This window comes from Staphylococcus sp. GDX8P80P, assembly GCF_017893095.1.
Lineage (GTDB): Bacteria > Bacillota > Bacilli > Staphylococcales > Staphylococcaceae > Staphylococcus > Staphylococcus borealis.
Map to the genome: position 1 here is coordinate 1 of NZ_JAESMI010000121.1, position 15,624 is coordinate 15,624.

Genomic DNA, 15,624 nt, shown 5'->3' on the forward strand with positions numbered 1-15,624 from the left:
GAGCGCACAGTCTACTTCTCTCTACAACTATAAAAAATAGCTGTGAAAAAATCTATCGTCATAGATTTCTTCACAGCTAATCTTAGTATGTTTTATATACTTTTATATTGTTAGCTCGATGCCGAATTTAAGCTAATACATTTAATATAAAACGTGTTGAATACATTCAAAACAATGATAAAAAGACAATTTCTAAATGATTTCAATAGAAACTGTCTTTCTCAAATAATTAAATTTAATGATTTACTTCTACTATCTGCTCAACATTTTCTAAAAAGTTCAAATATAAGACTAGAAACTTATCTTCTTCTTCTACATAGGGTGCATGTCCTGATTCCTCAAATAAAACTTTTTCAACATTTTGGAATCGTTCTTCGATTTTATAATGTTCCTTGTCATTTATAATTGGATCATAACGTCCATTTACAATGAGTGTAGGTACTTTAACGTAATGTGTATACCCTTGATTTACATATGCTGTATTTAAAAGCGCCCTACTAGCTATGGCACTATCCTCAGAATTCTGTTTACTATATAATCGTTGTCGTTGAATCCATTTCATCGCTGATTCTTTTTCTTTATAAATATAGGGGAATAGTAACAGTAGCGCTTCAGATTTATTAAACCCTGCAATTTCATCTTGGTGCTCAATCATTAATTTCGTAAAACCATGAACGATATCTTCAGCTTTAGAGGAGATAATGGTTAAAGATAATACATGTTTTTCATGCTTTTCAGTAAATTCTCTAGCAATAATACCTCCCATATCATGACCTAATATATGTGCTTTCTTTAAGTTTAATTTATTGATTAGTACATATAAATCTTCGACATGATCTTCTAAATCATATGAATCAGGACGTGATGATTTACCATGTCCTCGAACATCGTATGCAATCACTCTATAGTTCTCTTGTAGTTGTTTGTTTAATAAATCAAACGCTGCAGAATTACCATCTAAGCCATGTATTAAGATAACGGGGCTGCCATGTCCTTCATCTTGATAAGCTAATTTTGTTTGGTTTAACATTTCGATTTTTTTCATGTTGGCACCTCCCTTAATTGTTACTATACCCACTTCTTTAAAAGTTACGCTATGAATGTTCTTAACTTTATTTCGCAAATTATTATATAAAATTAATATTTAAACAAAAAAACAACCACCGCATAAATACAGGTGATTGCCTATGTATTAAGAACTAAACTCTAGTTCTCGATGATAATTTAATTGTGTAAAAAATAATGAGTACAACTATTAAAATCCAAATAACTAAAGAAAAGATTTGTGCAATCTCAGGTTTTGTGATTACAGCATCAACCGTCTTTTGACAAAATAACAATCCAATAGCTGTGTACTCCATCTTTTTAAAGAAAATACCTATTAAACTTAATATAATACCTATAAAAAAGACAACTTGATGACTATAAATAGTGATTGGAACGATTCCCCAGTTTAAATTAAACGCACGCATAATAATTAAGATTAATGCAATAATGGCGACTGTATATCCTAATATCATTTCAAAACGGTTACTATAGAGAAATTTCTTCTTATCAATCCGTATATTGATAAAAATCGTTAACGGAAAAATAATAATACAATAGAAAATTGAAATAGCTGTCGCTGCCTGGAATGGCACGTATTGTTTATCATAAAGATATGAAATTAAAATAAAATTCATAATAAAGAAAATAACAGGATTCGTTTGTAACCCAAATAAATTCCTTTGAATAATCAAAATAATTTGTGCTGGAGATTTACCTCTATAATCTAGATAATCTTGATCTTTTGATTCAGATTTCTTCAAATCTGTACGCAAATTTTCTTTAATATCATCGATTAAATTAGGTGCCATCCCTTTATGACTAAAGTAATCATTTATATTCTCAAGTAACACTTTATCATTGGTTCTCATAGGTTACTCCTTTGCTATAGTTTCGTTAGATTGACACGAATAGTTAATGGTTCAATTTAAAATTTTATCATACATTGACGTTATTTTCTGTTTAACCATAAAAAATAGGAGCAAGACGTCATTTAAAAGTTGGCATTTGACGTCGTACTCCTAGTGATTCATTAATAACATATATAGAATTTTAATTATTTAGCAAGATCAATACGATATAATTTGATGTTTTTATCTTGTGGTGAGTTTGAGCCAAATTGATAGCTTGTGTTACCTTTTTGGATATAACCAAAGTTACCACTTACTTTGTTATATTGAACACGCGCAATCGCATTTTGTCCTAAGCTTTTTTTCACTTGGTTATACGTTGGGCCATTGGCTTCATTATAAGTCATAGAAATTCTTGTAACATGGCCTTGGTTCTTCTTACCTACTGCAGTTACAACCAGTAAACCTTTATTAGTGCGATATTCATAATATCCTTCATTGTTACTTGGATTTTTAGAATAAATCGGTGTACCGTATTTGTTTGTAACATTTTTGATTGATTCGCCAAGCGTAATATTTTCTAGAGATTTTTGACCTTGTGTTAATTGTTGAACTGTTTGAATTGTATTGCCGCTAGCTGCTTCAGCATGATTAACGCTTACTCCTGTCATTACTAGTCCTGAGACTAAAAATGCCGCTACTAATTTTTTCATAAGCACTCTCTCCTTTATCTTGTTTCTCGTCTTGTGCTTATTCATAGTATACCCTAATTGTTACTTAAATAACAGTATTATTACAAAAATATTACAAATTAAGTTATTTTATGTAACAAAAAAAGTTTTGGCGGCGTTTTTGAAACCCGTCATTAGTGCTCAGGCATAAATTTCTTAATAAATGGTGTTACATCTTCAACAAATTTCTCTTTTTCTTCTTCAAAAGGATATAGACTTGATTGTGCATAAACATCAAACTGCGCCTCTTTAATTAAATCGGCTACTTCTTTAGATTCAAGTGTTGTAATACGCTCACCATGTTCACCTGCAATGATTAACGTTGGTTTCGTCACACGTTCAAATACATTTGATATTGCCGCCTCTTTAAACACATCTTCAACCGCTTGCGTTTCTTCTTTAGTAGAAATCGCATTAGTATCTTCAACATGTTTTAAAAACTTATTCACTTTTCTCGGTTTATGATAACGACGCTTTTCTAAGAATTTGTTTTGTTTTTCATCATCCCAGTTACGAATTTTATGAGAGTACTTTCTAAATAAACGTTCCTCAGGCAACTCGCCTTCAATGGATGTTGGTGTCACCATAATGAGTGATGATACATAATTAGGATAGCGTTCTGCTAAATCAGCAATAATCGCTGCCCCCATCTCATGTCCTACAAATGCTGCTTCGTCTATATACAAGTAATCCAATAATTGTATAATATCATCTGCAAATTCATTAAATTTAATCTCTCTTGGTTTATCTGAATAGCCATGTCCTCTTAAATCAAGTAAGACAACTTGAAAAGACTTTGCCAAATCTTTTGCTAAATTTTGAAATATAGAAGCATTTTCATATGCTGTATGTACTAAGACGACAGGGTAGCCCTCACCCATAGTATCGTAATGTAGGGATAAACCACCTTTTCTAGTAAATAAATCCATCTTATGCATCTCCTCCTTGTTTGATTTGAATTGGTAATATTGATAATAATTCTTCACTCGTTGTAATAATAAAATCAACTTCTTCTTCTAAAGGTTCTAATTCAGCGTCATCATGTTTAAACCACACACTTACCATGCCCATCGCACGTGCTGGTGCTACATCATTTAAAGCATCATCACCGACATACATAATTTCTTCTGGCTGAACATCTATTTGGTGAATCATATCTTCAAATATTTTAGGATGGGGTTTACGAAATCCTACTGTTTCAGAAGTTGATAAATAATTAATCACGTGCCCTAAACCTAATGAATGCAAACGAAACTGTTTAATTTTAGATTTACCATTTGCAATCACACCTAAAACATAATCGCTTTGCGATAATTTCTCTAAAGTATATAACGTGTCATAATAAGGGAAGACATAGCGATAGAAATGCATTTCAAAATCATTAAACAGATCTTTCCACGTTAAACGATCGATATGAAACTGCTTAATAATCGCCTTATATAAATCGGGTTTGTCATTATCTTCATCATCATCTAATTCAATAAATTTCTGTTTAAAATCCGCTAATTGAACGTGTACGAAATAATCATGAAATCGTTCGTATTGTTCCTCAATAAATTTATCACGAGATTTTGTTCTATCTAATAATGTACCTTCTAAATCAAACACAACTGCTTTTATATGACTTAAGTCCATTGTCAATTCCCTCTTAACTCTATAATTATTCTCATTTTATCAAAAAGTCTTCTTTAAGATAATAACGCAACATAGGTATGTTGTGTTCAAATGTGTATTTAAGCACGTCCAGATTGTTTAAGCAAAATGTAAAATAATGTTGGAATACCAATTAAAGCCAATATAATACTAGCAGGTATCTGTACAGGATGAATTAACGTACTGCCTACCCAATCTGCAATTAACATCATTGTAGCACCGATTAAACAATTTAATACCATGTGAATTCCTAACGTAAATCGCCAATAATAGCGTCTTACCAATTGAGGTACAACCATACCGATGAAACCAATAATTCCCGTATAAGCCACTGCAACTGCCGTTATTATAGACGCTAAAGTAAGTACGATAAACATCACTTGTTGCACATTTAAACCTAATGATTGACTCTTCAACTCACCTAATTGTAATAGCTTAATCCCCGGTATCATAGTAAATAAAATGATGATAACAGGTATAGCTATTAGTCCTATGTAAATGATTTCTCTCGTTTCTGCCGCCGCGAATCCCCCGAAGAAGTAATTTGCGATTTGATTCATCTTGCTAGGTTTTATTAACACAAGAATATACAAGAATGCATTAAAAAGTGCGCCAATCATCAATCCAGTAATGATAAGAATCTTCACCGGATAACCACGAGATATAGTTGCTGCAATCATCAATACAATTAATAGTGTGATAATACTGATGCCGATTGAAAAGATAGGTACCCAAATAAAAGATAATCCTAAAAAAATGGCCAAACCTGAGCCAAACGTTGCACCACTAGCCAATCCTAATGTAAAACTATCCGCTAATGGGTTATTCAACACAGTCTGAAACATATGGCCTGCTATGGTTAGTATTGAACCCGTTAACATAGCTTCAATAATTCGTGGCAATCTAACTTTCAGCAATATCATTTGATTAAATGAATCTGCTAAATTACCCATATCCCATAATAAATAGAGTGTTATCACACCAATTAAACAGATGATCCAACCTAGCATTGCGAAATAAATATTCCTTGTCATTTTATCAACTCATCAACTATCTTTCTATAATTTCTTCTATTATAACTGATGATATAAAAAAATGGGACTGGAACAGAATTCTTTTAAAATTCGTCGTCCACTCCCAGCTTGCTTAGCTTGTAGAATTTCTTCATGAAATTCTCTTTGCTGGGGCCCCACTCCCAGCTTGCTTAGCTTGTAGCATTTCTTCATGAAATGCTTTTTATTGAGGCTTAAGCACTTAATATCAAGCATCTTCTCTATTTAGTTAGTCACTACGAATGTGCAGTGTCACCTTTTAATAGCCATTTATCGTTTATAAATGGCATCACGTAATTCTTTCAAACCCTCATCAATACGAGGACCCGGACGTGAAATTTCATCACCATTCACAGTTTCAATACGTCCATTTTTCACTGCTTTAATTTGACGGAAACCATCACGCTTTTTAATGATTTTATAATAATCTGATTTAGACAGACCTTCTGTAGAGATCAGAATGTCTGGGTTCTTTTTGATGATACTTTCTTTATCCACTGGCTTCCAACCTTCTATATTTGAAAAGCTATTTTTAGCATCTAATTGTGTCAACATGTCATCGAAAAATGTATGTTTACCCGCTGTATAGATTTCTGGTTTAGAAGACACTTCCATGAAAACAGATTGTGATTTGTGATGTCTCGGCACTGACTTGATTACTTTGTCAACGTTATGCTTCGTTTCATCTACAAGGTCTTGCGCTTCACGTTCACGTCCAGTGACTTTACCTATCTGTTTAAAAGTATCATATGTTTGATTTAAAGATTGTGCATCTTTCACATAAACCACTTTGACACCATTTTTTTCAAGACTATCTAACACTTTTTTTGACGTCCCTTTTTGAGATTCATGCGCCAATATTAAATCTGGTTTCGCCTTTAACAATGATTCTTTATTTAAATTCATTGCATCAAATTGTTTCTTACCTTCTTTAACATCTTTAGGATAATCATCTACTGTTGAAACACCAACAATATCTTTCCCAAGTCCTAATTCATAAAGAATTTCCGTGTTACTAGGCATAAGTGACACGATACGATGATATGACTGATTTTTTGAATTTGAATCTGATTTATTACTCTCATTGTTTGCTTGTTTGTGTTGATTATTTTGACCACAAGCGACAAGTACAAGCATCATTATACATAGTACTATCCACATTTTTTTATTTAACACGACTACACATTCCTTTCTATCTTTTGTATATGTATGCATTAATCATAACAAATATTATTCTATATTAATTTAACTTTTTTATATTTAATTGTGTAATTTTATATTATCACTTATTTTAAGAAATAATCAGTAGTAAAAAAGCATTGAATACTTCTAAATTTAGAAATATTCAATGCTTAGTTTTAACACTCACTATGCTTTGGGGTTAGGTCCATATTCATTTGTACCTTGTTCACTATCCGCAACGCAGTAAATTAATGCGAAAATAGAGATAATTAATAATATAACTGATATAACAAGTACGACTACAGTTGAAGCCATTAAAGAAACATCAGCGTAAAATTGATTTAAATACGTATCAGATATCGTTTCGAGTAATACAATTAATCCTCTTAGTAACATAGACACTAACATAATTAATGGTATTAACATCGTACGTCCAACATCATGAAATCGACGCACCGACATGGTGAATGTTCCGATTAGAATAATGACATCAATCGTTTCATAAATAATCTTGAAAAACATATCGCCACCGCCAACAATCCAAGTGAGTACGTCGGTAAGTATGCTTAATAAAATGAGTACAATAATATTCGCGAGTGTTGCATACCAGTAATGTCGTCTACGTGTTCGACCTTGTATATTAAAATAATTTCTCCAAAATAATTGGTACGACTCAATCATTATAGCGTCTCCTTTAAATATGATTCAGTATAATCATTACATAATAAAGGATTGAAGGAAACACTTTATTTGATATACGCTTGGATTGCTTTTGCGATATACTCATTCAAGTGATTATTGCGATGTTTATTTATATTCTTAGCAAAGCGATCATCACTTTCATAAGTAAGTGCGATATATTCTAAAAATTGATTATCCGCATTAGGCACTTGTCGTTGTAAAATGCCTTTTAAAGCTTTAATATTTTGATATACATGCACATCATCCGCTGCGTAGCCATTTTCCAATAAGTGATTCATTTCATTGAAAAATTGATTGAATTGGTCATTTGTATCTTTATCATTATTCTGCTTATCAGAATCGTCCATTTGATTTCTACGTTGTTTATATGACTGATAATAATCCGTATCGCCATATTTCAATTCAGCTTCTTTATCATATTGTTCTGTCACATCAAATTGATTGAATTGGTCCATATTAATCTCCTCGTTTCTATGATTTATTAGATGATGTTTGAGGTAATCAATGATTTGATTTAGCTGATTTCGTTGTTGAACAATTTGGGCATAGTTATCTTCTAATATTGCATTTTTATTAGTAATACTTTGTTGAAAATATAATTGAATATCTTCGAGAGATAAATTGAGCTGTCGAAGAAATAAGATCGTTTGTAGCTTTGCAATATCTTGTGAATGATAGTAGCGATAGCCATTATCGTCCACATAACTAGGCACAAGTAAACCAATCTCATGATAATAACGTAGAGTTCTTGTACTAACCGACGTCACTTTGCTCACTTCATTAGGTGTAAAATATTCATGATTTAACATTGTATTATTCTCCACTTTACTTTATTTTTAATATCATTCATACCTCACTCATCTACTCAGGAGTATGCACTATGACGTAACGTTAAAGTCAATCATTCTTATTAAAATAATGATCTAAAAACGTATATTTCTGCTTTCCTTTGCCATTAAAATAATGTTTCCCAAAGTTATCTAATAATGCATGAAATTCATTGGCATCTTGATTTGTAAAATAATCTGGTAGTGTTATATGCTTTTTAAATTTATCGTAATTCTCTGTGTTTGAATAGCCTAATTTATGATACAAGCGTCGTGTATATCGATCAGGAATAAATTCGATTCCTTGAAAAAGATACACCAATAACACGTCAGCCGTTTCACTACCTATACCACGTATGTTTAACAATGTCTGTCTGAGCGTATCACCATGCATACGCGCAATTGTATCATAGTCAAAGTTGTATTGGCTTAGCCAATTGAATAACGCATGAATGGCCTTCCCTTTATTTTTATAAAAGCCACTAGAACGTATAATGTCTTGTAGTTCATTTAATGGTAAAGCCAAAATGGTTTGAGGATCAAAACAGGTTTCTTCCTGTAAACGCATTAGCGCCATATCTGCATTGTTCCAATTCGTATTTTGCACTAATATCGCACCAAGCATCATTTCTTCAGGACTTTCAGCCGGCCACCAATGTTGCGGGCCCATATTGTCTAATAAGATGTTATAAAGTGCTTCAGTCGTAAGCGTTGGCATACTCTCACTCCAATCTTTACATAATAATACCCTCACAAATCGAAATTTATGAGGGTGATATCAAAATTTATATAATTCTCTTGATTACATAGATTCTGGTGCTGATACACCAACTAATGTTAATGCATTGTGTAGTGTAATTCTAACTGCATCTACTAAAGCTACATGTGCTTTCGTTTTTTCTGCATCGTCTGTTAATACTTTTTCAGCATTGTAGAATTTATGGAATGCAGATGCTAAATCTTGAATATAGTTCGTTAAACGGTGTGGTGCACGACTTTCTGCTGCACTTTCAATTGTTGATTCAAATTCAGCTACTTTTTTCAATAATTCAATCGCTTTTTCATTTGTAATTGTTGAGAAGTCTGCATCAGTTGTAACTTCAACACCTTGCTCTTTTGCTTGTTTCAAGATTGAGCAAATACGTGCATGTGCGTATTGCGCGTAATAAATTGGATTATCTTGTGATTTTTCTTTTGCAAGTTCTAAATCAAAATCAAAATGAGAGTCCGGACTACGCATTGTTAAGAAGTAACGTGCAGCATCAATACCAACCTCATCCATAATTTCACGTAAAGTAATCGCATTACCAGTACGCTTACTCATCTTCACTTCGACACCATCTTGCATTAAACGCACCATTTGCATAATTTGTATTTCAAGACGATCACTATCTACACCAAACGTTTCTAAACTTGCTTTCAAACGATTAATGTAACCATGGTGATCGGCACCCATTAAATCAATCAAAATATCGTTACCGCGATTAATTTTGTTATAGTGATACGCAGTGTCTGGTGTGAAATAAGTGTAATTACCATCTTTTTTAATTAACACACGGTCTTTATCATCTTTAAAATCAGATGTACGTAACCAAGTTGCACCATCCGCTTCATATGTGTAACCGAGTTCATTCATTTTAGCTAATGTGTTATCAATAGCACCGTTCTCATATAGTGATGTTTCACTAAACCAATTATCAAAGTGGACATTGAAATCAGCTAAGTCTTTTTTCAATTTATCCATTTCATAATCAACACCAAGTTTTCTAAATGTTTTAAGACGTTCTTCATCAGAATAATCTTTCATTTCTGGGTGCTTATCAGCTAAGTCTTTACCAATTTCGATAATATCTTTACCATTATAACCATCTGCAGGCATTTCATGACTTGTATCACCAAGCGCTTCAAAGAAACGTGTCTCAATTGAACGTGCCAAGTTAGTAATTTGATTACCAGCATCATTAATATAATATTCACGTGTTACATTGTAACCTGCTGCAATTAAAATATTAGCTAGTGAGTCACCAACAGCAGCGTTTCTTGCATGACCAATGTGTAAATCGCCAGTTGGGTTGGCAGAAACATACTCTAATAAGATGTTTTTATTTTTAGATGCTTCAGCATAACCAAATCGATTACCTTTTTCAATCGCTTCTGGAATAACTGCAGTTAAATATTGATTATCTAAATAGAAATTAATAAAACCAGGACCCGCGATATCTACTTGCTTCACATTCGCTTTACTTGTGTCTAAGTTGTCAACAATCGCTTGAGCAATTTCACGTGGGTTACGTTTCGCAATCTTAGTTAATACCATTGCGATATTAGTTGAGTAATCTCCATTTTTAGTGTCTTTTGGTATTTCAACTTTGATGTCTGGAATATCTTCAGCAAGACCAGCTTTTTTAATACTCGTTTCAATTTCTTGTATTAAAGTTGTTTTTACTTGATCAATAATATTCATTCGCCTATCTCCTTATAATTAATTTCATATTGATATGAGCCCATTTTTTCATCATTTTGATGTAACTCGTATTGAATTTTTAGCTTCCCACCATTTTCATTCACAAAATGCAAGATACTACGTGTTCTAACAGTCAAAGGGATACGTCCAGCTGGAATATCGTAAAGTGTAATCGTATCATGACCTTCTACAAAGTGAAGATTCATATTAATATCGCCTTTGCGTATTAATTTGACGCCTCGCGCTTCGATTTTAATCGTTACATTGACGACTGCATCTTCAATTTGTTCTTGGTAACGAATATAATCTGCATTCTTTGTTTGCCAAGAACCTTGAGTAGCAAATTCAAATTTTTGTTTTTCACCATTTTGTTTTAAGACTTGCTTCGTTTGAATGTGTATATTCTTATCCAACGTTTGCCTCACCTTAGCTTCTAATTAATACACCACATTATAGCATAATTTAGATAGTGCATGTAGGTGATACTTCTCAGTTTTGAAGCATTTAGGATATATAAGTATCATCATCTATTTTGATAAATTGAGTAATAAAAAGAACAGTATATAGGTTAAATCTTGGGAAATATTACTATAAAATTACTTATTAGAAGTAAACTATCAGCGTGTATTTGGAGATGATATAATATACTGGTCGCCTATCTCTCAGGCGTCAATTTAGGCGTAGAGAGGAGGTGCTAATCTATGCTAGAAATCCTTGTTCACATCACGACCACAGTCATCAGTGGTTGTATTATTGCGATATTCACGCATTGGCTACGTAATCGCAATAATAAATAGGCGACCATAGCCACACCTAAAAAATCCCCTCACTACGGCAATAGTGAGGGGATTGGTGCATCTATGCTAGTTTCCTTGTTAACTAAATTATAACACTGGTGAGTGGAGAAATGCAAAATGATTTCATACGATGACTCAACTAATGAGAAGAAACATATTAAACAACGGTAGAAATTGAGGTGTGCGATATATTCGATACTAGATAAGATTGCGTATTTTAATATTGTGTATTTCTTGTCTTAAATTTACTGATGCAAAAACATCAAAATCCATTCTTTCTTCTAATTCTAATTGTGTTATAGCAAAATTAATATTTCAAATATTAAAATATTTTTTATATAGTAGACCCAACCTCTAAAATATCATTATATTCTATATTTAATTCAGGGATATGTTGCAATTAATCATTTAAAGAAATAAATACTGTATACTGATACTCATTATTCCCTACTAGCACTCTTGAAAATGCTATAGATCCAATTAGGTATTTATATTTATCAATTAAAAAATCCATTTATCATATTTAAACTTTCTAACCAATTTTCTTCTTTATCAATTTCAAATGTTATTTTTACACAATAGGGCATTATAAGCATACCTAATTCCATTATAATTTCACCCCATCTTCTCTAATGTCATAATTTAATAGACCTAAATAAAAATATGTTCGTCCAATTAGCATATGGCTACAAAATAACATTATCATTCCCATCCAAATCGTTTTATTTTCTTCAGAATCAACGGGAACAATTAATGATACATATAACAATAGTCCAAATGATAATAAAATAATTAAAATTCCAATCATTTTAATAAAGCTACCGTTTTGGATACCAAACATCTGAAATTCGCCTAGACAAAAGAAGAATAGACCTATAGCAGAGACCGTTATGATTCCACAAATCAACAACCAATATGCAAAAGTATCGTCTCTAGAATCTGCAAAATAAAAAGCATAGGCAGAACTAATTAAAAATGGAATGTTGTATCCTGAGAGTAGATTGATGATCATATATGTTACAATTCTGAACTTATAATTTTTTTGATTATAATTCTTAAAAATATACTCGCGTTCTTGTAAATAAAGAAGCAACCATAATAATAATGATTCTATTAAATATATTTTCATATATAGAGGAATATTACCTTTTATACCTGGACCTGCATATATAAAATAGTAAAACGCAAAAATAATGAAATTAACTAGTGATAATCCTATTAAATGTGAATGTTGAATTGATTCTATTGCTTTTTTTGTAGATTTTTCTCCATAATATTCACCTTTCTTTTATCAATTAAATACTGAACTTACACCTTTAGTTACAGTATTCCATGAATTTTCAGCAATTTTTTTGCTACTATCTATTGCATTGTTAATTTTATCTTTTGCTATATCTTTAACCGCCTTATCTCCCACTTTAATATCTCCTGCCATACCTACTAAAATACCAACTCCAGCTCCTATTAATGTCCCCACCATAGGACCTGGTATAGCCCGTCCCTATTGCTGCACCTGCTACTGCACTTCCACCTAAGATTGATAAGTCCACTCCTGCACCTACTAATTTTTCTTGCAGTGAGTCTTACTCATATTATCTGTATAGCAGTAATAGTTGCTAATGGTTTTAGTGCTTTACCTCCCATTTTTATTAATTTTCCTAAATTACCTAAATTATTTTTGATTTTAAAATCTTTGGTTATACCTCTTATACCTTCATTTAATCCTGTTAATTCTATGTTTTTGCCACTTTTTTCACTTCTTTTCTGAGAACTTTGCAGTCTTATTGCAACTTTGTTACTCATTTATACCCTTATAAACATCCTCTATTACTTTTAATTTTATATATTCTTGATTATTTATAGTATATTTCTTGTGGTTTTAATCCTTGTTCACCAATTAGATCTGTCACTTTAATGAATTATTGCTCAAAAATTATATGTTCAATAATTGATAGATCGACTGTACGTGTCAAAATTTTACTTTCTCGATCAAATACGCCTATTATGTCTCAATACAATCTACTAGTTATTACAATTACAATATTTAGAACATTCATTAAGTAATATTCGTAATTCGTCTTCATTACTATAATTTGGTTAAATCTTTTTATATTGTTAGTGAATACCATTTTACGTTCTTTACAAGATTGTTTTTGTTTCAACACGTTCAATATCTACTTTTGAAGTCGGTTCTTATAATTTCATACATTAAAAATTGAAAGAATTTGTGAATTACTTAGCTTGATATAATTTATTCTTTTGAAAGAAGCTAAAATACTATCAAATGGATGTAGTCTTAATACTTTGTGGTTTGTCCAATTTGAGAGTTATTTTGATTAAAACAACATGAGATTTTAAGAATCTTTTAAAGAAATGAAAGTATGTTATGTCATAAATAAAATGGTAAGGATGTAAAGGGATGCGCCATTCAAAGAAATTAATTCTCGGTATGTTTGGTATTACTTATTATATTGATTGGAGGTTGTGTCATTATGACAAAAACAAATGGTCGAAACGCTCAAATTAAAGAAGCATTTAATAAAACATTAAATGTGTATCCAACCAAGAATCTCGCTGATTTTTACGATAAGGAAGGCTTTCGGGATCAAGAATTTGACAAAGGAGATAAAGGAACATGGATAGTTAATTCTAGAATGAACATCCAATTAAAAGGAGGAGCATTAAAATCTAGAGAGATGGTACTCTATATCAATCGTAATACTAGAACAACGAAGGGATATTTTTTAATAAGCGAGATAAAAGAAGACAAAAAAGGATATGCACATAATAAAGATAAAAAATATCCTGTCAAGATGGAACATAATCGAATTATTCCAATGAAGCCCATATCGGATGAAAAATTAAGAAAAGAAATCGAAAACTTCAAATTTTTTGTACAATATGGCAACTTTAAAGATTTTAAAGATTATAAAAATGGTGATATTTCATATAATCCTAATGTGCCAAGTTATTCTGCAAATTATCAGTTGAAAAATGATGATTATAATGTCCAACAGTTAAGAAACCGATATGACATACCAACGAAACAAGCGCCGAAACTATTGTTGAAAGGTGATGGTGATTTAAAAGGATCATCTGTAGGATCTAAAAGTATTGAATTTACCTTTATAGAAAATAACGAAGAGAATATCTTTTTTACAGATTCGGTCGAATTTACCCCAAGCGAAGATGAGAAATAATGCGTTAAAAATATTTTATATTATTTAGTAATAAAGCAAAAAAAGTCGAAAAAAGTGTTGGAAAAGCTGTCAACAATGTCAAAAAATTAGTGAATCCAATAAAATGGAGTTGGTGAAGCTAAATGGAAAATATATACACAATATATAAAAATCCTAGATATAAAATTATCCAAAAAGGTAACCGCTATTTAATGGTCGACTTAGAACAAAATTGGTATTCATACCTATGCCCTATGTTGAATTGGTTTATCCCTATTAAACACACTGAGTTGACTTATCATGAATTCAATAATTTAAATATTTTTAATAATGGTAGCCACAACAGTCAAGGTATGATGGCCGCTGGCATTGGTGTCACTATAAGTGTGCTTTTAAGAAGCGTAATAGGTTTCATGTATGTTAATATTAATCAAATTTGGTTAGTAATAATGTTTTTACTCGGGTTTGTCGCCGTGATTGCGTTACGTCTATCTATAAGTAAAAAGTTGAATCACCCAGCATTTAATCAAAATAGCATACAAAAAGTAATGTTGATTCCATCGTTTAAAAATATGATACTGGTGGTGTTTTGTTATTTCATGTTCCTATTTTTTCAATTGCTCCTATTCAAATGATTTTTGATGATAATCAAAATATTTTTGGTTATATAGGTTGGATAGTTACGTTGTTTCTGTTTACTATTATGAACATAGTTTCGATTTCTGATAGAAAAGTACATGCGAAATTAAATATGTAGAAAATCAGTTGAGATAAAGTGAAAGGAACAGAAAGTATCATATACCTAAGAATGGTTTCCCAAGATTAATGATTATCAATCGAGGGCCAATTGTAAATATAGATAATCACCAGTATATTTTAGATTACTCAGCTTGTACTTATCCGGTTGGTGTTGTAGAAGAACAAATATACTATTTCAATGAAGAAAATATAGATGACCTTATATTTGGGGCTATTTTGATCAAGATTAGACGAGGTTTCAAAAATTTTTTGAAGAAATGATGAATAATTTGGATAACGATATTCAACGAGGTACTGTTCAATAATAAAATAGTTTTGGTTTAATTTAACATAAATTGATTTATCAGAAGTTACCTATCATCGTATATTCGTAGATGATATAA

15 protein-coding genes and 4 pseudogenes are annotated in these 15,624 nt (G+C 31.4%); 4 read left to right on the top strand and 15 right to left on the bottom strand.

Annotation, left to right across the window (positions count from 1 at the left end):
- Window positions 1-235: 235 nt before the first annotated feature.
- The 12 genes from KA858_RS10205 to KA858_RS10260 all read right to left on the bottom strand — a co-directional run bounded on the left by KA858_RS10205 (window position 236) and on the right by KA858_RS10260 (window position 10,919).
- Window positions 236-1,045 (bottom strand): alpha/beta fold hydrolase, encoded by an 810-nt coding sequence (locus KA858_RS10205; protein WP_210135621.1) that lies wholly within the window; start codon window positions 1,043-1,045, stop codon window positions 236-238.
- 154 nt (window positions 1,046-1,199) lie between these two features.
- Window positions 1,200-1,916 (bottom strand): hypothetical protein, encoded by a 717-nt coding sequence (locus KA858_RS10210; RefSeq protein ID WP_053030736.1) that lies wholly within the window; start codon window positions 1,914-1,916, stop codon window positions 1,200-1,202.
- A 185-nt stretch (window positions 1,917-2,101) separates the two neighbouring features.
- Window positions 2,102-2,608 carry an SA0570 family protein gene (locus KA858_RS10215; RefSeq protein WP_053030738.1) on the bottom strand — a complete coding sequence of 169 codons (507 nt, stop codon included), beginning with the start codon at window positions 2,606-2,608 and terminating at the stop codon, window positions 2,102-2,104.
- A gap of 152 nt (window positions 2,609-2,760) precedes the next feature.
- Complete coding sequence (locus KA858_RS10220) at window positions 2,761-3,555, bottom strand: alpha/beta fold hydrolase (RefSeq protein ID WP_053030740.1); 795 nt, start codon at window positions 3,553-3,555, stop codon at window positions 2,761-2,763.
- Between the two features lies 1 nt (window position 3,556).
- Entirely contained in the window at window positions 3,557-4,261 is a 705-nt protein-coding gene (locus KA858_RS10225) for an HAD family hydrolase (protein WP_210135622.1), read from the bottom strand.
- Between the two features lie 98 nt (window positions 4,262-4,359).
- Entirely contained in the window at window positions 4,360-5,289 is a 930-nt protein-coding gene (locus tag KA858_RS10230) for a FecCD family ABC transporter permease (protein ID WP_481906474.1), read from the bottom strand.
- A 312-nt stretch (window positions 5,290-5,601) separates the two neighbouring features.
- Complete coding sequence (locus KA858_RS10235; protein ID WP_210135643.1) at window positions 5,602-6,492, bottom strand: ABC transporter substrate-binding protein; 891 nt, start codon at window positions 6,490-6,492, stop codon at window positions 5,602-5,604.
- A 207-nt stretch (window positions 6,493-6,699) separates the two neighbouring features.
- Window positions 6,700-7,194, bottom strand: coding sequence for a DUF805 domain-containing protein (locus KA858_RS10240; RefSeq protein ID WP_210135624.1), 495 nt, complete (start codon window positions 7,192-7,194; stop codon window positions 6,700-6,702).
- Between the two features lie 65 nt (window positions 7,195-7,259).
- On the bottom strand, window positions 7,260-8,024 hold the full coding sequence (locus tag KA858_RS10245) for a MerR family transcriptional regulator (protein ID WP_210135625.1): 765 nt from the start codon (window positions 8,022-8,024) through the stop codon (window positions 7,260-7,262).
- An 88-nt stretch (window positions 8,025-8,112) separates the two neighbouring features.
- The gene (locus KA858_RS10250; protein ID WP_210135626.1) at window positions 8,113-8,760 is read right to left on the bottom strand and encodes an endonuclease III domain-containing protein; all 648 of its coding nucleotides are present in this window, start codon (window positions 8,758-8,760) and stop codon (window positions 8,113-8,115) included.
- An 84-nt stretch (window positions 8,761-8,844) separates the two neighbouring features.
- Window positions 8,845-10,506 (bottom strand): arginine--tRNA ligase, encoded by a 1,662-nt coding sequence (argS, locus tag KA858_RS10255; protein WP_053030755.1) that lies wholly within the window; start codon window positions 10,504-10,506, stop codon window positions 8,845-8,847.
- Complete coding sequence (locus KA858_RS10260) at window positions 10,503-10,919, bottom strand: YwiB family protein (RefSeq protein WP_210135627.1); 417 nt, start codon at window positions 10,917-10,919, stop codon at window positions 10,503-10,505. Before KA858_RS10260 ends, argS begins: the two co-directional genes overlap by 4 nt.
- A gap of 288 nt (window positions 10,920-11,207) precedes the next feature.
- Between KA858_RS10260 and KA858_RS10265 the strand changes: the two genes are divergently transcribed.
- Window positions 11,208-11,303: a type I toxin-antitoxin system Fst family toxin gene (locus tag KA858_RS10265; RefSeq protein ID WP_011276553.1), complete on the top strand. Its 96-nt coding sequence runs from the start codon at window positions 11,208-11,210 to the stop codon at window positions 11,301-11,303.
- A 607-nt stretch (window positions 11,304-11,910) separates the two neighbouring features.
- Here KA858_RS10265 and KA858_RS10270 read toward each other — a convergent pair.
- The 3 genes and pseudogenes from KA858_RS10270 to KA858_RS10280 form a co-directional block, all read right to left on the bottom strand.
- Window positions 11,911-12,575 (bottom strand): annotated as a pseudogene (locus tag KA858_RS10270) (DUF5079 family protein).
- Between the two features lie 19 nt (window positions 12,576-12,594).
- Complete coding sequence (locus tag KA858_RS10275) at window positions 12,595-12,783, bottom strand: hypothetical protein (RefSeq protein ID WP_210135628.1); 189 nt, start codon at window positions 12,781-12,783, stop codon at window positions 12,595-12,597.
- A 107-nt stretch (window positions 12,784-12,890) separates the two neighbouring features.
- Window positions 12,891-13,106, bottom strand: coding sequence for a hypothetical protein (locus KA858_RS10280; protein WP_210135629.1), 216 nt, complete (start codon window positions 13,104-13,106; stop codon window positions 12,891-12,893).
- A 616-nt stretch (window positions 13,107-13,722) separates the two neighbouring features.
- On the opposite strand from KA858_RS10280, the pseudogene KA858_RS10285 reads away from it, so the two are divergent.
- The 3 pseudogenes from KA858_RS10285 to KA858_RS10295 all read left to right on the top strand — a co-directional run bounded on the left by KA858_RS10285 (window position 13,723) and on the right by KA858_RS10295 (window position 15,546).
- A pseudogene (locus tag KA858_RS10285) lies at window positions 13,723-14,503 on the top strand (tandem-type lipoprotein).
- A gap of 122 nt (window positions 14,504-14,625) precedes the next feature.
- Window positions 14,626-15,239 (top strand): annotated as a pseudogene (locus KA858_RS10290) (DUF443 family protein).
- A 68-nt stretch (window positions 15,240-15,307) separates the two neighbouring features.
- Window positions 15,308-15,546: pseudogene (locus KA858_RS10295) on the top strand (DUF4176 domain-containing protein).
- The last annotated feature ends 78 nt before the right edge of the window (window positions 15,547-15,624 follow it).